The organism is Wenjunlia tyrosinilytica, from assembly GCF_014646055.1.
In the GTDB taxonomy this organism is placed as follows: Bacteria; Actinomycetota; Actinomycetes; order Streptomycetales; family Streptomycetaceae; genus Wenjunlia; species Wenjunlia tyrosinilytica.
The window spans coordinates 194,423-218,777 of sequence record NZ_BMMS01000003.1 but is presented as its reverse complement, the minus strand read 5'-3'; the positions used below and the strand labels follow the sequence as shown (position 1 = coordinate 218,777).

The following is a 24,355-nucleotide window of genomic DNA, read 5'->3' as shown; positions in this document are numbered from 1 at the left end:
CCCCCCCAAGGGCTGTGCCCCCCAGGACCTCCTGCCCCCCAAGAGCTCCTGACCCCAGACCTCCTGACCGTCGAGACCGTCGAGACCTCCCGACCCCCAAGACCGGCCGACCGCGAGGTCGAACCCCTCCGGCGACCCGGCACCACCGGCTTTCCCTCACCTCGGCCGCACCCCTGGCCGGGCAGTACCACCCTTCATGAGAGAGGCACTTTTTCGTGCGTAACACCGTCAAGACCACCGCCGCCGCGCTCGCCGCCGGAGCCCTCGCCCTCACCCTGTCGGCCTGCGGCTCGGGCTCGGGCTCGGGCAAGAACGGCGCCAACGACCCCCTCGTCGTCGCCGCCAGCCCCACCCCGCACGCGGACATCCTGAACTTCGTCAAGGACAACCTGGCGAAGAAGGCGGGCCTCACGCTCGAGGTCAAGGAGTTCACCGATTACATCCAGCCCAATGTGGTGACGCAGAACGGCGATGTCGGCGCCAACTTCTTCCAGCACCGGCCGTACCTCGACGACTTCAACAAGGAGCACAAGACCACGATCGTGCCGGTCGCCGATGTGCACCTGGAGCCGCTCGGCCTGTACTCGAAGAAGGTCAAGTCGGCCAAGGACCTCAAGTCCGGTGCCACGGTGGGCCTGCCGAACGACGCCACCAACGAGGGCCGCGCGCTGAAGCTGCTGGCGGACAACGGTGTGATCGAGCTCAAGGCCGGTGTGGGCCAGAACGGCACGCCGAAGGACATCACCGCCAACCCCGGCAAGCTGAAGTTCAAGGAGCTCGAGGCCGCGCAGCTGCCGCGCTCCCTCGACGACACCGACGCCTCCGTCATCAACGGCAACTACGCCCTCGAGGCGGACCTCAACCCCGCCGAGGACGCGCTCGTGGTCGAGAAGGCCAAGGGCAACCCGTACGCCAACTTCCTCGCCGTGAAGAAGGGCAACGAGAACGACCCGCGGGTGAAGAAGCTGGCCAGGCTGCTCCAGTCGCCAGAGGTGAAGAAGTACATCGTGGACAAGTTCAAGGGCGCCGTCATCCCGGCGTTCTGAGCCGCTCGCAAGGCTCCTGCCGACAGCTCGCCGCTCCGGCGGCCCCAGCCGCGCAGGCCTTGAGCGCACCCGTGCCCGCCGACCCGGCGGGTACGGGTGCTTTGGCACACTGGCCCGGGTGAGCCACTGCCTGGACCCGGACCACCTGAGGCGACTGGTCGCCGACGTGGCCGGATGGTGCCCGCCGCCGTTCGGCCGGACCGCCGAGCGCCCGCGCCCCTACGCGGGAGCGGTCGTCCTGGCGGGGCGCGAGCGGACCGTGGCGGTGCACGAGGCGGCGGGCTGGGCGCTGCGCTACCGCGCGTACGACCCGGACACGGACAGCGGGGTGGAACTGCCCCGGGACCAGTGGCTGCCCATGCGCCGGGACACCGTGTTCGACCTGGCCTCGCTCACCAAGCTCTTCACCGCCTTGGTCGCCGTGCGCGAGGTGGAGCGCGGCACCTTCGGCCTCGACGACCGGGTGGCCGCCCACCTGCCGCAGTTCGCGGAGGCGGGCAAGGAGCGGATCACCGTGCGCCACCTGCTGACGCACACCTCGGGGCTGCGGGCCGAGCTGCCGTTCCATGCCTGCCCCACCCGGGAGCGCAGAGATGAACTGCTGTGGCGGGAAGCCCCGCTCCACCCGCCCGGAACGGCCCCTGTGTACTCCGACCTCAACCTCATCGCCCTGCAGTGGCTCCTGGAGCGCATCACCGGGCACGGACTCGACACGCTCGTCGAGGTGGGCATCACCGGGCCGCTCGGCATGACCTCCACGCGTTTCGCGCCGCCGTCCTCGTGGAAGTCGCGCATCGCCGCGACCGAGGACCAGCGCAAGCCCTGGGGACGGCTGGACCGCGGCCTGGTGCACGGCGAGGTGCACGACGAGAACGCCCACGCGTTCGGCGGCGTCAGCGGCCACGCCGGTCTCTTCTCCGACGCCCGCGACCTGGGTGTGCTCTGCCGTGCCCTGCTGGCCGGCGGCACCTTCGAGGGCACCCGGATCCTCGCGCCCGAATCCGTCGAACTGCTGCTCTCCGACGCCGGAACGGCGACCGGCGCCCCAGCCCACGGCCTGGGATTCGAACTGGACCGCCCCGGGTACCAGGGAGCCCTGGCCGGCCCGCGCACGGCCGGACACACCGGCTTCACCGGGACCTGCCTGATCCTGGACCGCGACACCGGGGCGTTCCTTGTCCTGCTGACCAACGCGGTCCACCCCTACCGGGGCTGGAGCACCAACGAGCCCCGCGTCGCCGCCGCGAACCATCTGGCACGAGCCGTGGGCCGCCCGACCCGGCCGGTCCGGTAGCGGGCCGGGTCCCGGGTGGGCCGCGGGTCCGGGCCGCTGCCTTCTCGCGGCTGGTCGCGGCTAGTCGCGGGTCGTCCAGTAGATCTCGGTGGTGTAGGGGAGTTCCAGAGTCTCCCGGCCACGGGTGGCCTTGTGGCGGCGGAGCACCGCCTCGACCTCGCGCCGGACCCGCTCGCGCTCGTCCGCCTCCAGGGCGGCGATGTGGCTGGAGGAGAGCATGCGCTCCACCACCCCCTGCCGTGTCGTCGTGTGCGGGTTGGGCAGACGGCGCTCACGCAGCGGCGACCACCCCGGCCGGGCGTCGAGCGCCGTGCGCCAGGCACCGTCCTGGTGGCTCGGCAGTCCCTTGGGGGCCCGCCGGAAGTAGATCGACTGGAAGTCGCGCACCCACGGAACCGTCTCGTCGTAGGTGTTCCACACCAGAGCCAGCGCCCCTCCCGGGCGCAGTACCCGCTCCACTTCCTCGAGCGCGGGCTCCTGCCGGAACCAGTGCCACGAGTGGGCAGCCACCACCGCGTCCACGGAGGCGTCCGGCAGCCCGGTCCGCTCCGCGGTGCCGTCCATCGTGGTGACGGACGGCAGCAGCTCGGCCAGGCTCTCGCGCATCGCGGCGACCGGCTCCACCGCCAGAACCCGTGCCCCGGTGAGGGCCAGGAGCCTGGTGAACTTGCCCGTGCCGGCCCCGAGGTCCACCACCGTCCGCCCCGGCTCCAGACTCAGCGCGTCGGTGAGCTCCGCGAGCGCGGACATGGGATAGGAGGGGCGAGCCCGCTCGTAGGCGCCCGCGGCTCGCTGGTATCCGACACCTGCTGCTTCGTGGACCGTCACGCGGGCTGACGGTAGCAGGATCGGATGGACACAGCGGAAACGTCAGGCGACCAGGCCAACACGGCATCGGCCGAAGGACGTTGTCCACAAGGCCCCAAAAGGGGGCGCCCGGCGCGCCCGGCCCCTCACCCGGCGCTGCACATGCGCTGGTCGATGCTGCATGCTGCTTTCGGGACATTCGGCCCCGCGCACGAACCCGCTAGGAGAGACGCAATGGTTTCCACGTTCCCGGAGATCTCCATCAGCACCGATCGCCTGGTGCTGCGCCCCTTCGACGAAGAGGACATCCCGGCGCTCGTGGACATGATGAACGACGAGTTCCTGCGCGCCTGGACCAGTGCGCCCGCCCCCTACACGGAACGCGACGCCAGGGTGTGGGTGAACCGCACCGCCCCCGAGGAGCGCTCCCGTGGGCGGGGAATCGTCTTCGCCGTCTCGGAGTTCCTCACCGGCCGCCTCGTCGGGGCCCTCCATCTGAAGAACACCGACTGGAGACGCCGCACCACCGAGGTCTTCTACGCCACCGCGCCCTGGGCGCGCGGCGAGGGCTACGCCCCCGAGTCCGTGCTCGCGGTGGCCCAGTGGCTCTTCCAGGACCAGGGGTTCGAACGCCTGGAGCTGCGTACCGCCGCGGGCAACACCGCCTCCCAGCAGGTCGCCCAGAAGATCGGCTGCATCAGCGAGGGCGTGCTGCGCAGCGCCTGGATCGTGCGCGGCCCCGAGGGCGAGGGCCTCGGCCCGCAGACCCGCACCGACCTGATCGTCTGGAGCCTGCTGCCCGAGGACCTCGACGGCGGCACCCAGGAGCTCACCGTCGCGACCATCGGCGCGCAGCGCGACGGCGAGCGCGGCTACCACTGGTCCTGAGCGCCGATCGGCCCTGGGCGCCGGTCGGTCCTGGGCGCCGGTCGGTCCCTGGCCCAGTCCGGCCCTGGGCGCTGTCCGGTCCTGAGCGCCGTCCGGTCCTGAGCGCCGTCCGGTCGACAGTGCCGTCTGGTCCCGAGCCCCGTCCTGCCGGATCCTGGTCCTGCTCCCGCTGCGGTCGGCCCGTCCCCCGCCGCGGAGGGGAACGGGCGCGAGTGCGATGATCGGGGCCCGGTAGTCTCACCGCTCACGCACAGACGGCGACAAGGGGGACTTGTCCACATGGCGGACCGGGTCACGGTGATCGGGTGGGACGGCTCGCCGCTCTCGGCGGCGGCACGCTCCGCCCTGGGCGCGGCAACGATGGTGGCGGGCGCCCGCCACCACCTCACGCTGCCCGAGATACCCAGGGCCGCTCAGCAGGTGCTCATCGGCAGCGTTCCGCTCGCCGCCCGCCGCATCGCCGATCACCGGGGCACCGCCGTGGTCCTCGGCGACGGCGACCCGGGCTTCTTCGGCATCGTCCGGGTGCTGCGCCGCTCCGAGTACGGGCTCGAGGTCGAGGTCGTGCCCGCCGCCTCCTCCGTGGCCCAGGCGTTCGCGCGCGCCGGGATGCCCTGGGACGACGCGAAGGTCGTCGTGGCCCACGAGCGCTCGCTGCGCCGCGCGGTCAACGTCTGCCGCGCCCACCACAAGGTCGCCGTGCTCACCGCCCCCGGCGCCGGGCCCGCGGAACTCGCCCTGCTCCTCGGCGATGTCCACCGCACCTTCGTCATCTGCGAATTCCTCGGCACCGAACGCGAGGAGGTCTCCGTCCTGACCTCCGACAAGGTCGCCGACCACACCTGGCGCGACCCGAACGTGGTGCTGGTGGTCGGCGGCAGCGGAGCCTTCGACGCCACCGGCTGGATAGCCGGCCAGTCCGCGGACTTCCCCGGCGCCGTGCGGGGCTGGGCGCGGCACGACGAGCACTACGGCGAGCCGGACGGACTCGGTTCCCTGGAACGCGCCTTCGTCCTGGCCAAGCTCGGTCCCCGCACCGGGGACCTGGTGTGGGACGTGGGAGCGGGCAGCGGGGCGGTGGCCGTGGAGGCGGCCGGTTTCGGTGCCGCGGTGATCGCGGTGGACGGCAGCGCCCTCGCGTGCGAGCGCATTGAGGCCAACGCCCGGCGGCACTCGGTACAGGTGCAGGTCGTGCACGGACAGGCTCCCGCGGCCCTCGAGGATCTGCCGGAGCCCGACGTCGTCAGGGTCGGCGCCGGGGGAGCGCGGGTCGTCGCCGCGTGCGCCTCCCGCAAACCCGAGCGGATCGTGACGCTCGTGGCAACCCGGGCGCAGGCCCAGGAGGTCCGCGAGGCACTGGAATCGGCCGGATACGCCGTCGAGACCGAACTTCTGCGGTCAGCGCGGCTGTTGCCGACCGGCGATCAGGGAGTGTGGGCCGACGCCTTCGCCGTGTGCGGCGACCGCGGCTGACACCGACCGGCGAAGCCGCCGGATTTCGAACGGACTGCCCGAACAAGGGGGCGTCGCGACGGGTAGGCTGGCCGACTGTCGTGGCGCGTCTCCTCGCGTCGGCGTGCCCGGCGGGTGCGGCGGGGGACGTGGCGCAATCCACAGTGCCGTGAGGGCTTTTGATTGGCCACTGAGGGCGGCTGCCAGCGAGAATGCAGCACGTTCCCGGAGCAGTCGTGCCGGTTGCGTTGCGCGCTCGTTCTTTCCTTAAGGGCGGCGTGCTGCGGCCGCGCCACGGACATGCACCACATGGACGGGGGCATGGAAGGAGCACTACGGATGGGCGAGGGGCACGCATGACTGACACCGGCCACGTCCCGGGCGAAGGAACGCCGGAGAACGCGGGCGGCGAAGCGGGACCGCGTCCGGACGGCCGGCCCGTCGGCGACCCCGTGGGCCCGGGCCTCGGTTGGCGGCCCGAACCCGACGCCCCCGCCTACACCTTCCTCGACCAGCCCGACCCGGTGGACGAGGACGACGACCTGCTGTTGATGCCCTCTCCGCAGGGCGCCTGGACCGAGTCGGTTCCGGTGCGCGGGATGGCGCACCCGGCTGCCACGCACCCCGCTGCCACGCAACCCGCAGCCACGCAGCCGCAGTCGCAGCCGCAGCCCCAGCAGTCGCGGCCCCAGCAGGCGCCGCAGCCCGCAGTTCCGCAGCCCGCAGTTCCGCAGCCCGCAGTTCCGCAGCCTCCCGCTCCTCCCACCGGTGGGGGACCCGAAGCCGCCGAGCCCGCCGCGCCGGAGCACAACGGCCTTCCGCGGGTGCCGTCGTCCCCGAGGTCGTCCCAGTCCATTCCGGCGCAGGCACCTCAGCCGCAGCCGCAGCCGGTGGCGCAGCCCCCGCGGCGGCCGCTGCACGCCGGTCCGCCGATGGGGCCGGAGTCGAGCGGCGGGGTCTCCGTGCGCTCGCTCGCCGACCGCGGGCCGGCCCCGGCGGCCACCCCCGCGGCGGGGCCGCCGACCGGCCCCGAATACCTGGACTTCCCCCGCGACGAGACCGGCGCCGTGCAACTGCCGCCGCAGCACACCCTCGCGGGGGCGACGGGGACCCGGCTCGAACCCGGCGCCACCCCGGCCCCGGCTCCGGTGCAGCCGGAGACGGCGCCCGACGCGCCGCGGACCTCGGCCGCCGACGCGGCCGTTCCGGTCCGGGGTGTAGGCCGAGAGGCCACGCCCGCGGTCGCGCCCGAGCCCGACGGCCGGGGCGGTTCCGGAGCCGAGGCCCCGGCCCAGGGCGTCGCGCCCGTGGCGCCGGAGCACGAGGGCGGGACGCGGCCGGAGTCCGACACGGCGGCCGTGAACGCTTCCGGCGCGGCTCGCGGCGGTGCCCAGCAGACCGCGCCCGAGCGCGATGGCCGCGTGCGGCCCGGTTCCGAGGCGCCGGCGAACACCATGTCCGTCCCCGTGCGGGGCGTCGCCCAGGAAGGCACGTCGGCGGCTCCCGAAGTGAACGGCCGGAGCCGTTCCAGGGCCGAGGCCCCGGTCGTCAGCGCGTCCGGTGCGCCCCAGGAGGCCACGTCCCCGGCGGCGCCCGAGCCCGGCGGCCGGGTGCGGCCCGGTCCCGCGGCCCCGGCTGCCGACGCGTCCGTTCCGGCGCGTGGCGTCGCCCGGGAGGGCACGTCGGCGGCTCCCGCGCGCTCCGGCCGAGGCCGTTCCGGGGCCGAGGCCCCGGCTGCCGACGCGTCCGGTGGGTTCCAGGGTGCCGGTCCGGCAGCGGCCCCCCTCCGTTCCGGGGCCGAGGCTCCGTCGGCCAGTGGCTCCGTTCCGGACCAGCGTGGCGGCCAGCATGCCGCGCCCGTTCGCCCCGGTCCCGAGACTCCGGCTGCCGACGCGTCCGTTCCGGGCTGGGGCGCGCAGCATGCCGCGCCCAACCCTCCCGGTTCCCAGGGCCCTGCGGCCAACGCGTCCCTGCCGGGCCAGGATGTCGGCCAGGCGGCCACGTCCGAGGGCAAGGGCGGCGGTCCGCAGGGTTGCCCGGCCCCGGCTGCCGACGCTTCCGTTCCGGCGCAGGGCGCCGACCAGCATGCGGCGCCCGTTCACCCGGGGGCCGAGGCTCCGGCCGCCAGCGCTTCCGTCCCGGCTCAGGCCGTCGCCCGGGAGGCGGCGACCGAGGCCCCCGAGCGCGATGGCCGGGTTCGCCCGGGGAACGGCGCCCCTGCCGCCGACGCTTCCCTCCCGGCCGAGGAGGAGGCCACGCCCCCGGTGGCCCCCGTGCGCAATCGCCGCGCGCGGCCCGGCTCGCAGACCCCGGCGGGCGACGCTTCCGTTCCGGCCCGGGGTGTCGGCCGAGAAGCCGCGGCCGCGGCGACGCCCGTCGCCCAGGAGCACCTCCCGCCGGAGGCAGAGACCGAGGCAGAGACCCAGACCGAGGCAGAGACCCAGACCGAGGCAGAGACCCGGACCGAGGCCCCCGCCGAGCCTGCCGCCGAGGCAGCGGGGCAATCGGCCCAAGCCCAGCCGGTGGCCGGGCCCTCCGCGCCCAAGCACGCCCAGTCCCTGCCCCACTCCCGTGTCGACTCCTTCCTCGCCTCGGACGTCGACCCGGCCCCGCACCCGCGGGCCGTCACGGAGGCGCCGGTGGCCGAGGCGCCGGTGGCCGAGACGGCCGCGTCCGAGAAGCCGGTGGCCGCCGAGGCCGAGCCGGAGTCGGAGCGAATGCCCGAGTCGGAGCCGGAGCCGGAGCCCGGGCCAGGGCCCGAATCAGGGCCCAGATCAGGATCGGAGTCGGAGTCGGAGCCCAAGTCGAGGCCCGAGCCCGCCGCCGAGGCACCCCGGCCCGCAGCTCAGGACGAGCCGGCGCCCGGGACCGGCGAAACACGCTCCGAGGACACCCCGGCGGCCGACGCCGAGCCGTCCGGCAGCGAACCCGGACCCGAGTCCGCCCCCCAGCCCCTGGCAGCCGCCGACGCGGCCGCGCAGGGCTATGAGCCGACCGCGCGCGAGGCGGTCCACCGTGTGATCCGCGAGCGCCGGGACATCCGCAACGGCTTCCGCAGCGACCCCATCCCGCCCGAGGTCCTGATCCGTGTCCTGGAGGCGGCCCACACCGCCCCCAGCGTCGGCCACTCCCAGCCCTGGGACTTCGTGGTCATCCGCTCCGCCGAGACCCGGCAGAAGATGCACGAGCTGGCCATGAGCCAGCGCAAGGCGTACGAGGCGTCGCTGCCCAAGGGCAGGGCCAAGCAGTTCAAGGAACTCAAGGTCGAGGCGATCCTCGAGACGCCCGTCAACATCGTCGTCACCGCCGACCCGACCCGCGGCGGCCGCCACACCCTGGGCCGCCACACCCAGCCGCAGATGGCGCCGTACTCCTCGGCCCTCGCCGTCGAGAACCTCTGGCTCGCCGCCCGCGCCGAGGGCCTCGGCGTCGGCTGGGTCAGCTTCTTCGACGAGCGCGAGATGGTGCGCGAACTCGGCCTGCCCGAGCACCTGGAGGTCGTCGCCTACCTGTGCGTCGGCTACGTGGACGAGTTCCCGGACGAGCCCGAGCTGATGCAGGCCGGGTGGTCCAAGCGCCGTCCCCTGTCCTGGGTGGTCCACGAGGAGGAGTACGGCAACCGGGCGCTGCCCGGCGAGGTCCCGCACAGCCTCCTCGACGAGACGCTGCGCGGTATCCGCCCGCTGGACGCCAAGGCGCTCGGCGAGGCGTGGGAGCGCCAGAAGCGCATGACCAAGCCCGCCGGGGCGCTGGGCATGCTGGAGATCATCTCGGCCCAGCTGTGCGGCCTGTCGAGGCAGTGCCCGCCGCCCATCCCCGAGCCCGCCGCCGTCGCCGTCTTCGCGGGTGACCACGGTGTGCACGCCCAGGGGGTGACCGCCTGGCCGCAGGAGGTCACCGGCCAGATGGTGCTCAACTTCCTGGGCGGGGGCGCGGTCGTCAACGCGTTCGCCAACCAGGTCGGCGCCGAGGTCTGCGTCGTCGACGTCGGTGTGGCGTCCGATCTGCCCGCCGCGACCGGCCTGCTGCCGCGCAGGGTCCGCTCGGGCACCGCCGACTTCACCACCGGACCCGCCATGACCCGCGACGAGGCCCTGCGGGCCATGGAGGTGGGCATCGAGACCGCCCGCGACCTGGTCGCCGCGGGCAACAAGGCACTGCTGACCGGCGAGATGGGCATCGCCAACACCACGACGTCCGCCGCCCTGATCTCCGTCTACACCGGCGCCGACCCGGGCGAGGTGACCGGCCGCGGCACGGGCATCAACGACGAGATGCACAGCCACAAGGTGGACATCGTCCGCCGCGCCCTGGAGCTGCACCGGCCCGACCCGGCCGACCCGATCGGTGTCCTCGCCGCGGTGGGCGGTCTGGAGCACGCGGCCATCGTCGGCCTCCTGCTCGGCGGGGCGTCGCTGCGCACCCCGGTCATCCTGGACGGGGTCAGCGCGGGCGCGGCGGCCCTGGTGGCCCGGGCCGTGGCGCCCGAGGTGCTGGCCGCGTGCATCGCGGGCCACCGCAGCGCCGAGCCCGGTCACGTCGCCGCCCTGACCAAGCTGGGCCTGCGCCCGCTCATAGACCTCGACCTGCGCCTCGGCGAGGGCACGGGCGCTCTGCTGGCGCTTCCCGTGGTCCAGAGCGCGGCGCGGGCCATGCACGAGGTCGCCACCTTCGACTCGGCCGGGGTCACCGAGAAATCCTGACCACGGCCCCCGGGGGCTCCGCGGCTGCGGGGCCCTACCGTTAGCAGTGGACGCTTGACCACGGCCGGCCGCTCCGAAGGCGCAGCGGCGAGGAACCACCAGCCGCATGCACGAGGAGCACCGCCATGCCCGCATCCCAGCCCGACGCGCCCGCCTACCCCGTGGGCCTGCGCCTGTCCGGCCGACGCGTCGTCGTGCTCGGCGGGGGACAGGTGGCCCAACGCAGACTCCCCGGCCTGCTGGCGGCGGGTGCCGATGTGCTCCTCGTCTCCAGTTCGGCGACCCCGGCGGTCCAGGCGATGGCCGACGCGGGCGAGTTGGCCTGGGAGCGCCGCCGCTACCGCGCCGGCGACCTCGAGGGCGCCTGGTACGTGCTCGTCGCCACCGACGACCCGCGGGCCAACGAGGCCGCCTCCGCCGAGGCCGAGGAGCGGCGGATCTGGTGCGTGCGCAGCGACGACGCCGATGCCGCCACGGCCTGGACCCCGGCCACCGGCCGCAGCGAGGGCGTGACCGTCGCGGTGCTGACCGGGCGGGACCCGCGCCGCTCGGCCGCCGTGCGCGACGCCGTGGTGGAGGGGCTGCGCGACGGCACCCTCGCCGCCCCGCACCGGCGCGCCCGCACTCCGGGAGTGGCCCTGGTCGGCGGTGGCCCCGGTGACCCCGATCTGATCACCGTGCGCGGCCGGCGCCTCCTGGCCGAGGCCGACGTCGTCATCGCCGACCGCCTGGCGCCGCGTGAACTGCTGGACGAGCTGCCGCCGAGCGTTCAGGTCATCGACGCCGCCAAGATCCCCTACGGGCGGGCGATGGCGCAGGAGGCGATCAACGCCGCGCTGATCGAGCACGCCAAGGCGGGCAGGTTCGTGGTCCGCTACAAGGGCGGCGACCCGTTCGTCTTCGGCCGCGGCATGGAGGAGGCGATCGCCTGCGCCGAGGCCGGCGTCCCCTGCACCGTGGTGCCCGGCATCTCCAGCTCCATCAGCGTGCCGGGGGCCGTCGGGATCCCGGTCACCCACCGAGGCGTGGCACACGAGTTCACGGTCGTGTCGGGGCATGTGGCACCCGGCGACTCACGCTCCCTCGTGGACTGGCGGTCGCTGGCACGGCTGCGCGGCACGCTGGTCGTCCTCATGGGCGTGGAGCGCGTGCGCGAGATCGCGGCGGCCCTGGTGGAGTACGGCCGCCCCGGGGACACCCCCGTCGCCGTGGTCCAGGAGGGCACCACGGCCGCCCAGCGGCGGGTTGACGCGACCCTGGAGACCGTCGCCGAGGCCGTGCGCGCCGAGGGAGTGCGGCCGCCGGCCGTGATCGTCGTCGGCGAGGTCGTGGCCGTCGGCCCGTGAGCCGCCCGCTCCGGACGGTGGTCACCTACTCGCCAGTATCCGGGCATTGGCAGGCGCAGCGGGTCACGGCAGGATGTACGCCGTGGCCGAGCTGATTTCGATCGAAGACCCGGACGACCCGCGCCTGCGTGACTACACGGGCCTGACCGATGTGGAGCTGCGGCGGCGCCGTGAACCGGCCGAGGGGCTGTTCATCGCCGAGGGCGAGAAGGTGATCCGCCGAGCCCGGGTCGCCGGGTACGAGATGCGCTCGATGCTGCTGTCGGCGAAGTGGGTCGATGTGATGCGCGACGTCATCGACGAGGTCCCGGCGCCCGTGTACGCGGTGAGTCCGGAGCTGGCCGAGCGGGTCACCGGCTACCACGTCCACCGAGGCGCCCTGGCGTCCATGCAGCGCAAGCCGCTGCCGACCGCCGAGGAACTGCTCCTCGACGCCCGCCGGGTCGTCGTCATGGAGGGCGTCAACGACCACACCAACACGGGCGCGATCTTCCGCTCCGCCGCGGCGCTGGGCATGGACGCGGTCCTGCTCTCCCCGGACTGCGCCGACCCGCTGTACCGGCGCTCGGTGAAGGTGTCCATGGGCGCGGTCTTCGCCGTGCCCTACGCCCGGCTGGAGTCCTGGCCGCGGAGCCTGGAGGCGGTGCGCGAGGCCGGTTTCAAACTCCTCGCCCTCACCCCCAGCGAGAAGGCGTCCCCGATCGACGAGGCCGTCCCGCACCGCTTCGAGCGCTGCGCCCTCATGCTGGGCGCCGAGGGCGACGGCCTCACCACGCAGGCCCTCGTCGCGGCCGACGAGTGGGTGCGCATCCCGATGGCCCACGACGTCGACTCCCTCAACGTGGGCGCCGCGGCGGCCGTCGCCTTCTACGCGGTGGCCCACGCCCCGCAGCCCGGCGTCTGAGCGCACCGGCACCCGTCGGGGCGTGGGACCTGTCAGGCGGCCTTCGCGCCCAGCATCCGCAGGACGAGGTCGGCGTACTCGCGGCCCAGCGTCCGGGGCGACTTGGGGGTGCGGACTGTGTACCAGCGGGCCACGTCTATCCCAAGGGAGAGGACCGCGAGGGCGGCCGTCCTGACGTCCGGGACGTCGAACGAGCCCTCCTCCACCCCGTCGGCGATCGCGTCACGGACCACCTGCTCGGTGCGGCGGCGCAGGTCGGCGACGACCCGGTGGGCCTCCTCGGGGAGCGCGTCGAGCTCGTACTGGACCACCCGCGCCACGGTGTGCCGCTCGGCGTGCCAGGCGACGAACTCCTCCACCAGGGCGCGCATCCGGGCCACCGGGTCCCCGCCCTGAGAGACGGCCCTCTCCACCAGCGCCAGCGTCAGCTCATGGCCGGTGCGGCTGATCTCGCTCAGGAGCGCCGCCTTCGACGGAAAGTGCACATAGAGCGCCGCCGGGCTCATCCCGGCGCCCGTGGCGATGTGCCGCGTGGTCGTGGCGTGGTAGCCGCGGCTCGCGAAGGAGTCCAGGGCCGCCAGCATCAGCCGCCGGGCCGCCTCCGGCTGGACCTGCCGCCACAGATCCGACGACAGGTCCACAGAGCTCTCCACGGGCACATCATCTCCTTTGTTTCCCGCCGGGTGCTCCCCGCCCGGCGGCGCGCTCAGCCCGGCAGGCCCACCAGATGCCCGAGCCGCGCCCGGTGCCGCCCCGGTGTGCCCAGGGCGATCTCGTCCGCCTTGGCCCGCTTCAGGAACAGGTGAGCCGGGTGCTCCCAGGTCATCCCGATGCCGCCGTGCAGCTGGACGCACTCCTCCGCCGCGCGAACCGCGGCCGGAGCACAGTACGCCTGTGCGAGGGCCACCGCCACGGGGGCGTCCGGGCTGCCGGCGGCCAGCGCGTCGGCTGCGTTGCGCGCCGCCGCCCGGGCGGACACCAGCTCGAGCCACAGGTCGGCCAGTCGGTGCTTGAGCGACTGGAACGATCCCACCGGGCGAGCGAACTGCGTGCGCTCCTTCAGATACGCCACCGTCGTCTCCAGGCACCACTGGGCGATCCCGAGCTGTTCCGAGGCGAGCAGCCCGGCCCCGGTCAGCAGCGCCCGCTCCAGCGCCGGCTCGGCCTGTCCCGGTCCGGCCAGCAGGCGTCCGGGCGCCTGCTCGAACGAGATGTCGGCGATCGGCCGGGTCAGGTCCAGCGGCACCGGGGCCGAGCGGTCCACCCCACCGGCATCGGTCCGCACCGTGTACAGCCCCGGGCCGTCCGGGCCCACGGCCGGCACCACCAGCAGGTCTGCCACCGCGCCGTCGGGGACGCTGCCGACCCGCCCGGTCAGCACCCCGTCCTCGTCGGCCCGCACACCCCCGGGGAACGCCCCGTCGGCGGCCGCGGACAGCGGCACGGCCAGCGCGGCCGTCAGCCCGCCCGAGGCCAGTGAGGTCAGCTCCGGCTCCGCGCCCCGGCAGGCCAGCAGCGCGGAGGTGGCCAGTACGGCGCTGGAGAGGAACGGGACCGGGGTGATGGCTGCGCCCAGTTCTTCCAGGACCACGGCGGCCTCACGGGCCGAGGCGCCATGACCGCCCAGTGCCTCGGGCACCAGCAGCCCGGCCAGTCCCAGCTCACGGGCGAGGGTGCTCCACAGGGGGAGGTCGTGCGGCCGGTCGCCCTCGCAGCGCGCCAGGACCGCGGTCGGCGGGCAGCGGTCGGCGAGCAGCGATCGCACGGAGGAGCGCAGGTCGTCCTCGACGTCGGAGTACAGCAGGTCCGGGCTCGTCATCGGGGCAGGTCCTTCCAGGCGATGTCCTTGTCGTTGCGCGGCTCGGACGGCAGCCCGAGAACGCGCTCGGAGATGATGTTGCGCAGGATCTCCGACGTGCCTCCCTCGATGGAGTTGCCCTTGGCGCGCAGGTAGCGGTAGCCCGCGTCCCGCCCGCCGAAGTCCACGATGTCGGGGCGGTGCATCGTCCACTCCTCGTAGCGCAGGCCCTCCTCGCCGAGGAGCTCAACCTCCAGGCCGCTGATGGCCTGGTTCAGCCGCGCGAACGCCAGCTTCATCGCGGAGCCCTCGGGGCCGGGTGCCCCCGCGGCCAGTTGCTGCCGCAGGCGCTCACCGGCGAGTCGGGACACCTCGGCGTCGACCCACAGCCGCAGCAGGCGGTCGTGCAGATCGGGGGTGCGCAGCTCGGGCCGCTTGCGCCAGGTGTCGGCGACGATGCCGATCAGGCCGCCCTCACGGGGCATGGCGCCGCCGCCGATGGCCACCCGCTCGTTCATCAGCGTGGTCTGCGCGACCCGCCAGCCGTCGCCGACCTCGCCGAGCCGGTGGGCGTCCGGGATGCGCACCTCGGTGAGGAAGACCTCGTTGAACTCCGCCTCGCCGGTGATCTGCCGCAGCGGCCGCACCTCGACCCCCGGCGCGCTCATGTCGCACACGAAGTACGTGATGCCGCGGTGCTTGGGCAGGTCGGGGTCGGTGCGGGCGATCAATATGGCCCAGCGGGCACTGTGGGCACCCGAGGTCCACACCTTCTGCCCGGTCACCACCCAGTCGTCGCCGTCGCGGACGGCCCGGGTGCCGAGCGCCGCCAGGTCCGAGCCCGCGCCCGGCTCGCTGAACAACTGGCACCACACCTCCTCACCCGTCCACAGCGGGCGCAGGAAGCGGTGCTTCTGCTCGTCGGTGCCGAACTTCAGGATGGTCGGCGCGGCCATGCCCAGGCCGATGCCGATGCGCGGGGGGTTGTTGTCCGGGGCCTCGGCGTCGGCGAGTTCGGCGTTGACCACCGCCTGGAGGCCTCGGGGCGCCCCGAGGCCGCCGAGGCCGACGGGGAAGTGGACCCACGCCAGCCCCGCGTCGAAGCGGGCGCGCAGGAAGTCGTCCCGGTCGGTCGAGCCGGGGTCGTGCTCGGCGAGCAGCGCCCGCACGCGCTCGCGCAGGTCGTCGGCGGTGACGGTCGTCATGCCTGTTCTCCTTCTCGGCGGCTCAGGGTTCTCGGCGGCTCAGGGTTCTCGGCGGGACGGGGCTCAGGGGACCAGCAGGACGACGGACTCCGCGACGCACCCCGGCTTGTCCTGGCCCTCGATCTCGACCGTGAAGCGGACGATCGCCTGCTTGCCCTGGGCCACATCGGCGACCTCGACCAGTTCCGCCGATCCTCGCACCCGCGACCCGACCGGCACGGGGGAGGGGAAGCGCACCTTGTTGGTGCCGTAGTTGACGCCCATGCTCACCCCGTCGACCCGGTAGATCTGCCGGCTGAGCAGGGGGATGAGCGACAATGTCAGGAACCCGTGGGCGATGGTCCCGCCGAAGGGCCCCGCCGCGGCGCGCTCGGGGTCGACATGGATCCACTGGTGGTCGCCGGTGGCCTCGGCGAAGAGGTCCACCTGCTCCTGCGTGACGGTGTGCCACTCGCTGGTCCCGAGCTTCTCGCCCTTGGCCCGGGTCAGCTCGTCGAGTCCGTTGAAAATGCGCATGGCGGAACCTCGTCCTCCTCGACTGGACTGAGTACATGACTAAGCAAGCGCTTAGAAAGCTACCCTCCGGCCGGACCCCTGCGCCAGCCTCCACATGTGAGGCAGCCCCTATTGACAACAGTTCTCCCAGCGGAACGCCACGGTCTGTGATTTGGTGTGATCCTTCCGAACACACCTTCACGCCACCCGGGCAGGCCCCAGGGCCGCCCCGTGGAAGGAGCGCGACGAGTGACTGGTTCGCATCTCATCCTCAAGCCCGGCACGGCATGGTCCGACGCCTATGCCCGATGCCGGGAAGTGGCCCCCGAGGCCTTCGACGCCGACCACCAGGTGCGCAACCTGTGGAACGGCACCTGGCACCGCGACGGCCGGCCCTCCCCGGCCACCTCCCCCGTCGACGGCACCGCCATCACCGGCCCGCCCCGACTCGACACCGCGGCGGCGCTGGACGCGGTCCGCGCCGCCCACGACGCCCACCGCGCCTGGCGCGAGGTACCGCCGGCCGAGCGCAAGGCGAGGGTCGTCGCCACCCTCGACGCGCTCGCCGAGCACCGGGACCTGCTCGCCCTCCTGCTCGTGTGGGAGATCGGCAAGCCCTGGCGCCTGGCCTGCGCGGACGTCGACCGCTGTATCGAGGGTGTGCGCTGGTACGTCGAGGAGATCGACCGCATGGTCGAGGGCCGCACCCCGCTGGAGGGGCCGGTCAGCAATATCGCCAGCTGGAACTACCCGATGAGCGTGCTGGTCCACGCGATGCTCGTCCAGGTCCTGGCGGGCAACGCGGCCGTGGCCAAGACCCCGACGGACGGCGGACTGGCCTGCCTGACCCTCAGCTGCGCCCTCGCCGCCCGGGAGGGCCTGCCCTTCACCCTGGTCAGCGGAGGCGGCGCCGAGCTGTCCCCGGCCCTGGTGCAGGCGCCCGAGATCGCCTGTGTGTCGTTCGTCGGCGGGCGGGACGCCGGAGGGCAGATCGCCACCGCCCTGACCGACCTCGAACGCCGCCACATCCTCGAGCAGGAGGGCCTCAACTGCTGGGGCGTGTGGGAGTACGGCGACTGGGACAAGCTCACCGGGCAGATCCGCAAGACCTTCGACTACGCCAAGCAGCGCTGCACCGCCTACCCGCGGTTCGTCGTCCAGCGCTCGCTCTTCGACCGCTTCCTGGGGTCCTACCTCGACGCCGTGCGCCAGGTCCGCTTCGGCCACCCGCTCGCCGTGGAGCACCCCGAGGACGAACTGCCAGAGCTCGACTTCGGCCCGCTGATCAACAACGCCAAGGCCAAGGAACTGGCGAACCAGCTCGACGAGGCCGTGGCGAAGGGCGCGGTGCCCATCCACCGGGGCTCACTGGACGACGGCCGGTTCCTGCCGGGGCAGGACACCTCCGCCTACGTCGCCCCCGCCTCGATCCTCGCGCCGCCGCGCTCCTCCCCGCTGTTCCACGCGGAGCCGTTCGGCCCGGTCGACACTATCGTCCTCGTCGACACCGAGGCCGAACTGCTGGCCACGATGAACGCGTCCAACGGCGCCCTGGTCGCCACCCTCTCCTGCGACGACGCGGTCACCGCCAAGCGCCTGGCCGGTGAGGTCCGCGCGTTCAAGGTGGGTATCAACGGGCCCCGCTCGCGCGGCGACCGCGAGGAGTTCTTCGGCGGCCTCGGCTCCTCCTGGCGAGGGGCGTTCGTCGGCGGCGAGCTGCTGGTGCGCGCCGTCACGGAGGGACCGGCCGACGAGCGGCTCCCCGGAAACTTCCCCGCTTACACGCTCCAGCCCTGACACGTCCGCTCGACGAAGGATCTCGCGAACGGCTCCGCACGAAACCGGCTCTCCACGAACAGCACTACGAACAGCACTACGAAGAGCACTACGAACAGCATTGAGAACAGCACTGAACGCATTGAGAACAGCAGTAAGAACGGCACTACGAAGAGCACTGCGAAGAGCACTGCGAAGAGCACGACGAACAGATCTGCGAAGAGATCAGCGAACGGCTACGAACGGGGAGTGGCGCCCCGCTCGGCGAAGGTGCCGTCGGCAAGCGGTGCGAAGCTCGTGGCCGGGGCGCCGCCCACCCGCGGGGAGGCTTTCCCCGAACGCTCCTCGCGCACGACCCTCCCCCGGGCGATCCGCCACTTGTAGGCGGCGCCCGGGGCGGCGGGAACGACATGCGAGGCCACCAGGACCGGACGCTGCCGGTGGAACGCGAACATCTCCACCAGGTGCTCACGGACCGGTCCGGCCACCCGGGTGAGCACCACGACCTGCGCCGGCCGCCCGTCGTACCCCGCGGGCAGCAGCCGCGTCAGCTTCACCTGATCGCCCGAGGCGGAGCGCAGCTCACCGTTGCGCAGGGGCAGCGCGCCGCCGCCGGCGGGGTCGGTGTAGCGGCGGTTCGCCCAGTCGACGTGCGGGGTCTGCGTGGGCGGGCCGGTCAACGACAGTGCCGCGGCGGCCGTCCCGGCGGTACCCCGGCCGGGGGCCGGGGGAGCGACATTGCCCTTCGGCACGCGCGCGGGGGGCTCCCGCTCGGCGGCGGTTCCGGTCGTGGCCGGCGCCGAGGAGGAGGGCCGGGCGGTGCCGTCGTCCGGTCGGCCGAGGCCGTCGTTGCCGTCCGGCCCCTGGCAGCCCTGCGCCGTCGCGATGCCCGCGGCCACCAGCAGGGTCACGGTGACGAAGACGACGAGGCGCTGGCGCAGCAGCCTGCGGTCGCGGTCCCTGCCCGGGGGACGGGGGGAGCCGGGGATGCGCTGCGTCGGGGCGGGCGGGCGGCCCGGGCGTGAGGCGGAGTTGCCCGGCCGTGAGGACGGATTGCCGGGTCTGGGGGCGGAATTGCCCGGACGCGAGGGGGCGCCGCCCGGCCGGGAGGAGGACGTGCTCGCCGTCGGCCGACCGGTGCTCGAGGTGCCGCGGCCGGAGGCCTGGCCGGGCCGCCGCTGCTCGGTGCGCTGCTGGGCGTAGTGTGCCGCGTCGCGTCCCTTGGGCCGGTCCTGCGTCGTCGTCGGGAAGCCCCGTACCGGGTCCAGGCCCCGCGCCTCGCGGGCGTGGATCTCGCCCAGCCGTTCGTGCAGTTGCGCGGTGCTCGGCCGGTCATCGGGGTCCTTCGCCAGGCAGGACGCGATCAGGAGCGTCAGCGAGCTCGGCACGGCCCGCAGATCCGGCTCCTCGTGCACGACGCGGTAGAGCATGACCTCGGAACTGCCGTGCCCGAACGGTGAGTCGGCGGTCGCCGCGTAGGCGAGGGTGGCGCCGAGCGCGAACACGTCGGTCGAGGGCGTCACGGCGGCTCCGCGCACCTGTTCGGGTGCGAGGAAGCCGGGCGAGCCGACGGCCGTGCCGACATGGGTGAGCGTGCTGGCGCCCGTGGCCCAGGCGATGCCGAAGTCGATGATCCGCGGGCCCTTGGGGGAGAGCAGGATGTTCGACGGCTTCAGATCGCGGTGGACCACCCCGGCCTCGTGCACGGCGACCAGGCCCTCGGCGAGCGCCGCCCCGATGGAGGCCACCTCGGCGGCGGGCAGCGGGCCCTGGTCGCCGACCTTGTCGTAGAGGGAGGGGCCCGGTACGTACTGGGTGGCCAGCCACGGGCGGTCCGCCTCGATGTCCGCGGCCACGAGGCGGGCGGTGCAGCCGCCCCGGATCCGGGACGCGGCGGAGACCTCGCGGGCGAACCGGGACCTGAACTCCTGATCCTCCGCCAGCTCCGGCCGGATCAGCTTCAGCGCCACCCGCTGGCCGCGCTTGTCCGAGCCCAGATAGACCACGCCCATACCGCCCGCACCGAGGCGCCGGTGAAGCCGGAAGGAGCCGACAACACGCGGATCCTCGCGCCGGAGCCGCATCATCGCCATGCCCTTCCCCTACCTCCGCTGGGCAGGCCTCTTCCCCTACCTCCGGTGGGGGACGCCCCTCGTGCTGCCCGTCCGTCTGACGTGGCACAGCTTACGGACTGGTCCGCCCGGTGTGCTGATACGCAACGCCTTGGCGGGGCCCGGGATTGTCAGTGCCGGATGGGATCCTGTAAGGGCTGGAGACACAGGACGGGGACCGGTCCTGGCAGGCCGATACCTGCCCATCCACCAATGGGCGAAGGGGGTTTGACGGCTTGAAGGGTGACCGCGTGGAGATAGTCGTGGACGCAGGGGACACCACCAGAACGTATGAGGTGGTGGCCACGAGGGCGGGGCGCAGAGTGGAGACGGCGGTGCGGCGAGGGGTGGTCGAAGTGAGCGAAGTCACCCGCAGTGGATCAGTTGTGCGCACGGCGCGTTTCATGGCCAACCGTGTACTGGCGCTGGTCGAGCAGCCGATACCCCAGGAGCACGAGGACGAGTCGTAGTCGCCTCCGGAGGGACGACGGGCCGTCAGCGTGGATAACAGGCCCAAGCGTGCTCGGGTACGGTGTACGCCCGGAAACGCAGCTTTGGCCAGGGAGACGGACCCGTGCGACTCGCCCGATCAGTGCACCACCACACGACGCTCGCCGCGGCGGTCGCCGCCCTGACCCTCGCCGGGCTCACCACGGGGTGCGGGTCCGACGGGGACGGGGCGACCGCCGCGGCGAGGTCGTTCCTGTCCGCGTGGGCGGCGGGGGACGAGCGGAAGGCGGCGTCGTTCACCGACGACCCGAAGGCGGCCAGGGCCGAACTGACCCGGTTCGACGAGGACCTGAACGTCACGAAGGCCGAGCTCACGCCGGGGAGGAAGAAGGGCGGGGGCGACAGCGCGGCGCGCGTGCCGTTCCGCGCCCGCATCACCCTGCGCGGAGTCGGCACGAGGTGGACGTACGCCTCGGCCGCGAAGGTACGCAAGGGCGAGCACGGCTGGAAGGTGCACTTCACTCCTTCGGTGCTGCACCCCGCGCTCACCGGCCGCACCCATCTGATGCGCTATCGCACCCTGCCGACCCGAGCCGGCATCCTCGCGGCGGACGGCACGGACCTGGCCGCGACGGGCAAGGTGTGGGCCATAGCCATCTGGCCCGCCAAGCTCAGCGACCCCGACCGCGCCTACAAGGCGCTCGGGGATCCGGCGCTCGGCGCGGACATCGACATCAAGGCGCTCAAGTCCCGCGTGGACAAGGCCGCGCCGGACCAGTCCGTGCCCGTCGTCACCCTGCGGGACGAGGTCTACCGGCGGGTGCGCGAGAAGCTGCTGCCCATCGCCGGGCTGCAGTTCCGGGACTCCCGCCGCGCCCTGCCCACGGCCGCCAAGGCGCTCGTCGGCACGGTGGGGCCGGCGAGCAAGGAGACGCTGGCCAACGCCGGACCCCAGGCCGCCGACTCGGACGACGTGGGCGCCACCGGCCTGCAGTACCGCTACCAGCGCACGCTCGCCGGAACCCCCGGCGTCACGATCCGGATCATCGACAAGGAGACAAAGGAAGCGTCGGGGGAGGTCTTCGGCACCAAGCCGAAGCCGGGGCGGGCGGTGCGCACGACGATCGACCGCGACACCCAGAAGGCCGCCGACGCCGCCCTGTCCGGGCTGAAGAAGAACGCCTCCCTGGTGGCCGTCCGGCCCAGCACCGGAGAGGTGCTGGCCGTGGCCAACAACCCCGGATCGGAAGGGAACCGCGCCTTCACCGGCCGCTACGCACCCGGCTCCACATTCAAGGTGGTGACCGCGGCGGCCCTGCTCGAGGCCGGGGTCGAGCCCGGGACGGCCGCCTCCTGCCCGCGCACGGCCACCGTCAACGGTCAGAAGTTCGAGAACCAGGCGGAGTTCGTCCTGCCCAAGGGCACCACCTTCCGTGAGGACTTCGCCCAGTCCTGCAACACCGGTTTCATCGGCCTGCGCGGCAAGCTCGACAACGCGGCACTGACCGAGGCGGCGGGGCGGTTCGGCATCGGCGGCGAGTGGCAGGTCGGCGCCGCCTCCTTCGACGGCAGCGCGCCCGCGCCCACGAGTGAGAACGAGAAGGCCGCCGACATGATCGGCCAGGGAAAGGTCGAGGCCTCCCCGCTGGTCATGGCGTCGATCGCCGCGACCGTGCGGAGCGGCTCGTTCCACCAGCCGGTGCTCGTGCCCGACGCCGTGAAGGAGCGGCACAAGGCCGCCGAGCCGCTGGATCCGGATGCGGCGCGTCAACTGCGCACCCTGATGCGGGCCGTGGTCACCGAGGGCTCGGGCAAGGCGCTGCGCGGCATAGGGGGAGAGCCGGGGGCCAAGACCGGGACGGCGGAGTTCGGGCAGGACACCCCGCCGCACACGCACGCCTGGATGATCGGCTTCCGCGGTGACCTGGCCTTCGCGGTCCTGCTCGAGGACGGAGGATCGGGCGGCCGGGACGCCGGTCCGGTGGCCGCGCGCTTCCTCAAGGGGCTCGGATGATCCCCTCCGGCGTGGGGTCCTGACAGGCACCCGGACACAGCTCCGGACACAGATCCGGACACAGCTCCTCACAGGGAACCCGTCGGGGACATCCCCGGGACCGCGGCGGCGGTCTCCACCCAGGGGAGTACGTCGACGCTCGTGCGCTCCTCCTCCGGGATGCCTGGAAAGCGGTACGACGGCATGACGTCCGGTGGCACCGCGGAAACCTAGTCTTGGCGCAAGCGGTGGGCGGCCACTCGTCCCCCGAGGTCAGCCCGCCCGCCGCTCCCATCTGCACAGGCGTTTCACACCATCGCCGGAAGCGAAGCCGACCACGGGAGCGGGCCATGACAGGGCGGACGGTCAACTGGACTCGGACACGAGCCGTGGCACTGTTCGGCGGCCGGACCTCCGGCACCAGGCACCCCCTGGTCGCGGCGGCGATGGTGCTGCCTTTGGCGATAGTGCTTGCCGTCGCCTTCGGCGGCTGGGAGCAGGTGGTCACACAGGCGTCGTCCGTCGCCGGAGTGATGGGGCGCTGACAGACGCCCTCCGGGCCCGGTGGAGCGGATCGGGCAGGCGAACCGGCGGCCCCGTGGGGACGGGGGTAGCGCGGACGGCGGGCTTGCCCGGCATCTGGGGAGGTGCCGGGCAAGCCCCTCTTATTGCTCGGGTTCCACCGCTCGGGTTCCATCGCTCGGGTTTCTTTGCCCGGGTTTCTTTGCTTGGGTTTCCTTCCGTGGCGGTGGATGTGGAAGCGGAGCTCGTCGAAGGGCTGGGGCGGCTGGCGGTGGCCGGTGGCGGAGGTGAGCCGGAGGTGCTCGCCGACCGGCCCGACGGGACGGTCGTGCGCGCTGGCACGGTCGTCGCGAAGGCGCATGCCGCCGACTCGGATCACACGGAGCTCGGGGCGCGGCTGCGGATCGCGTCGGCGCCCCCACTCGGCGGCATCCTGCTCGCGCCCGTGCCGGGCGGCCCGCCGGAGGCCTTCCTGCTCGGCCGCCGGGTCACCCTGTGGCCCTATGCCGAGCCCGTCGACCGCGATGACCCGGATGCCGCCCCTTGGGAGGATGCGGCGGTACTGCTGGCCCGCCTCCACACCGTCCGCGTCGACTCGCTGCCCGGCCCCGTTCCCCCGATGCGCGGCCCCGCGAAGGTGGCGCGTGCCCTCGACAGGCTCAGCGGGCTGGACGACGCGGCAGCCCACGACGTGGTCTTCCGGGCGGCGGCGGGACTGCCCGGCTGGGCCCGAGGGGAGGGGCCGCAGCCGCCTTCTCGGGTGCTGGTCCACGGCGATCTGCACCTCGGGCAGCTGGTGCGCTACGGCGGTGGCCCGTGGCTGCTGATCGACGTGGACGATCTGGGCCTGGGGGAACCCGCCTGGGATCTGGCGCGCCCGGCGGCGTGGTTCGCGACGGGCCTGCTGGCGCCCGAGGTGTGGTCGCGCTTCCTCGGGTCGTACCGGGCGGCGGGCGGCCCGGCGGTGCCGGGCGAGGGTGATCCCTGGGGTGCCCTGGACGTGCCCGCGCGGGCGCTGACGGTCCAGTCGGCCGCGCTGGCCGTGGTGCGGGCGCGGCGTGAGGGGCGCGCGCTGGACGAAGTGGACGAACTCCTGCTCGAGACGTGCGCCAGGATGGCCGGTCGAGCCCGGGTCGACGTCGTATCGTGAGGACCGCCGAGCGGGTGACCCGCCGGTGTGGAACGGGACCGAAGGAGTGAGTCGCCATGCAGTGCCCCAAGTGTCACGCGCTGATGCAGACGTACAACCGCAACGGCGTGCAGATCGAGCAGTGCTCCGGCTGCCGGGGGATCTTCCTGGACTACGGGGAGTTGGAGGCGCTGACCCGTCTGGAGTCCCAGTGGGTCCAGCAGGCGCCGCCGGCCGCCGCCCCGCCGCCCGCGTACCCGGGGAACGCCGCTCCCGCCGGTCCCGCCTGGGGCGCGGTTCACGGAGGCCACCAGGGTCACTACGGACACGGTCACGGCAGCCACCACCGCGGCTTCGGGCGGATGCTGTTCTCCTCGTGATTCCCTGATCCGCTTTGAGGCGGCGGGGTCCGGACACTCCTCGGGTGCGTCCGGAC

General features: G+C 73.5%; 19 protein-coding genes and 1 pseudogene. 13 read left to right on the top strand and 7 right to left on the bottom strand.

The annotated features are described in order from the left end of the window. Positions 1-215 precede the first annotated feature (215 nt). A complete protein-coding gene (locus IEY86_RS04825; protein ID WP_189130239.1) occupies positions 216-1,046 on the top strand; it encodes a MetQ/NlpA family ABC transporter substrate-binding protein in 831 nt (276 codons plus the stop codon). 118 nt (positions 1,047-1,164) lie between these two features. Then, the gene (locus IEY86_RS04820) at positions 1,165-2,340 is read left to right on the top strand and encodes a serine hydrolase domain-containing protein (RefSeq protein ID WP_373286951.1); all 1,176 of its coding nucleotides are present in this window, start codon (positions 1,165-1,167) and stop codon (positions 2,338-2,340) included. Between the two features lie 60 nt (positions 2,341-2,400). Here IEY86_RS04820 and IEY86_RS04815 read toward each other — a convergent pair whose 3' ends face one another. Then, positions 2,401-3,168 carry a class I SAM-dependent methyltransferase gene (locus tag IEY86_RS04815; protein ID WP_189130238.1) on the bottom strand — a complete coding sequence of 256 codons (768 nt, stop codon included), beginning with the start codon at positions 3,166-3,168 and terminating at the stop codon, positions 2,401-2,403. 213 nt (positions 3,169-3,381) lie between these two features. Here IEY86_RS04815 and IEY86_RS04810 point away from each other — a divergent pair, with 213 nt between their 5' ends. The 5 genes from IEY86_RS04810 (at position 3,382) to IEY86_RS04790 (ending at position 12,440) form a co-directional block, all read left to right on the top strand. Beyond that, complete coding sequence (locus tag IEY86_RS04810; RefSeq protein WP_189130237.1) at positions 3,382-4,035, top strand: GNAT family N-acetyltransferase; 654 nt, start codon at positions 3,382-3,384, stop codon at positions 4,033-4,035. Between the two features lie 279 nt (positions 4,036-4,314). Then, positions 4,315-5,508, top strand: coding sequence for a precorrin-6y C5,15-methyltransferase (decarboxylating) subunit CbiE (gene cbiE, locus IEY86_RS04805; protein WP_189130236.1), 1,194 nt, complete (start codon positions 4,315-4,317; stop codon positions 5,506-5,508). 335 nt (positions 5,509-5,843) lie between these two features. Further along, complete coding sequence (gene cobT / locus IEY86_RS04800) at positions 5,844-10,190, top strand: nicotinate-nucleotide--dimethylbenzimidazole phosphoribosyltransferase (protein ID WP_189130235.1); 4,347 nt, start codon at positions 5,844-5,846, stop codon at positions 10,188-10,190. 125 nt (positions 10,191-10,315) lie between these two features. Then, entirely contained in the window at positions 10,316-11,536 is a 1,221-nt protein-coding gene (gene cobA, locus IEY86_RS04795) for a uroporphyrinogen-III C-methyltransferase (protein WP_189130234.1), read from the top strand. 82 nt (positions 11,537-11,618) lie between these two features. Further along, positions 11,619-12,440: a TrmH family RNA methyltransferase gene (locus tag IEY86_RS04790; RefSeq protein WP_189130233.1), complete on the top strand. Its 822-nt coding sequence runs from the start codon at positions 11,619-11,621 to the stop codon at positions 12,438-12,440. A 32-nt stretch (positions 12,441-12,472) separates the two neighbouring features. Here IEY86_RS04790 and IEY86_RS04785 read toward each other — a convergent pair whose 3' ends face one another. The 4 genes from IEY86_RS04785 to IEY86_RS04770 form a co-directional block, all read right to left on the bottom strand. Beyond that, on the bottom strand, positions 12,473-13,099 hold the full coding sequence (locus IEY86_RS04785; RefSeq protein WP_229698156.1) for a TetR/AcrR family transcriptional regulator: 627 nt from the start codon (positions 13,097-13,099) through the stop codon (positions 12,473-12,475). A 47-nt stretch (positions 13,100-13,146) separates the two neighbouring features. Beyond that, positions 13,147-14,259, bottom strand: coding sequence for an acyl-CoA dehydrogenase family protein (locus IEY86_RS04780; RefSeq protein WP_189130232.1), 1,113 nt, complete (start codon positions 14,257-14,259; stop codon positions 13,147-13,149). After that, the gene (locus tag IEY86_RS04775) at positions 14,256-15,443 is read right to left on the bottom strand and encodes an acyl-CoA dehydrogenase family protein (protein ID WP_189130231.1); all 1,188 of its coding nucleotides are present in this window, start codon (positions 15,441-15,443) and stop codon (positions 14,256-14,258) included. Before IEY86_RS04775 ends, IEY86_RS04780 begins: the two co-directional genes overlap by 4 nt. Before the next feature lie 63 nt (positions 15,444-15,506). After that, the gene (locus IEY86_RS04770; protein ID WP_189130230.1) at positions 15,507-15,959 is read right to left on the bottom strand and encodes a MaoC family dehydratase; all 453 of its coding nucleotides are present in this window, start codon (positions 15,957-15,959) and stop codon (positions 15,507-15,509) included. 228 nt (positions 15,960-16,187) lie between these two features. Between IEY86_RS04770 and IEY86_RS04765 the strand changes: the two genes are divergently transcribed. Continuing rightward, complete coding sequence (locus IEY86_RS04765) at positions 16,188-17,735, top strand: aldehyde dehydrogenase family protein (protein WP_189130229.1); 1,548 nt, start codon at positions 16,188-16,190, stop codon at positions 17,733-17,735. An 812-nt stretch (positions 17,736-18,547) separates the two neighbouring features. Here the strand turns inward: IEY86_RS04765 and IEY86_RS04760 are convergent. Then, positions 18,548-19,807, bottom strand: a pseudogene (locus IEY86_RS04760) (serine/threonine-protein kinase); the annotation flags it as partial. A gap of 254 nt (positions 19,808-20,061) precedes the next feature. On the opposite strand from IEY86_RS04760, the gene IEY86_RS04755 reads away from it, so the two are divergent. Together IEY86_RS04755 and IEY86_RS04750 are read left to right on the top strand one after the other, a co-directional pair. After that, positions 20,062-20,295, top strand: a complete 234-nt coding sequence (locus IEY86_RS04755; RefSeq protein WP_189130227.1) for a DUF8836 family protein — start codon at positions 20,062-20,064, stop codon at positions 20,293-20,295. 104 nt (positions 20,296-20,399) lie between these two features. Continuing rightward, positions 20,400-22,289 carry a penicillin-binding transpeptidase domain-containing protein gene (locus IEY86_RS04750; protein WP_189130226.1) on the top strand — a complete coding sequence of 630 codons (1,890 nt, stop codon included), beginning with the start codon at positions 20,400-20,402 and terminating at the stop codon, positions 22,287-22,289. A 68-nt stretch (positions 22,290-22,357) separates the two neighbouring features. Here the strand turns inward: IEY86_RS04750 and IEY86_RS37480 are convergent, their stop codons facing one another. After that, entirely contained in the window at positions 22,358-22,489 is a 132-nt protein-coding gene (locus IEY86_RS37480) for a hypothetical protein (protein WP_265803720.1), read from the bottom strand. Between the two features lie 129 nt (positions 22,490-22,618). On the opposite strand from IEY86_RS37480, the gene IEY86_RS04745 reads away from it, so the two are divergent. The 3 genes from IEY86_RS04745 to IEY86_RS04735 all read left to right on the top strand — a co-directional run bounded on the left by IEY86_RS04745 (position 22,619) and on the right by IEY86_RS04735 (position 24,299). Continuing rightward, positions 22,619-22,813 (top strand): hypothetical protein, encoded by a 195-nt coding sequence (locus IEY86_RS04745; RefSeq protein WP_189130225.1) that lies wholly within the window; start codon positions 22,619-22,621, stop codon positions 22,811-22,813. A gap of 209 nt (positions 22,814-23,022) precedes the next feature. Continuing rightward, a complete protein-coding gene (locus IEY86_RS04740; RefSeq protein ID WP_373286956.1) occupies positions 23,023-23,940 on the top strand; it encodes a phosphotransferase in 918 nt (305 codons plus the stop codon). Between the two features lie 56 nt (positions 23,941-23,996). Next, positions 23,997-24,299 carry a TFIIB-type zinc ribbon-containing protein gene (locus IEY86_RS04735; RefSeq protein WP_189130224.1) on the top strand — a complete coding sequence of 101 codons (303 nt, stop codon included), beginning with the start codon at positions 23,997-23,999 and terminating at the stop codon, positions 24,297-24,299. Positions 24,300-24,355: the final 56 nt, after the last annotated feature.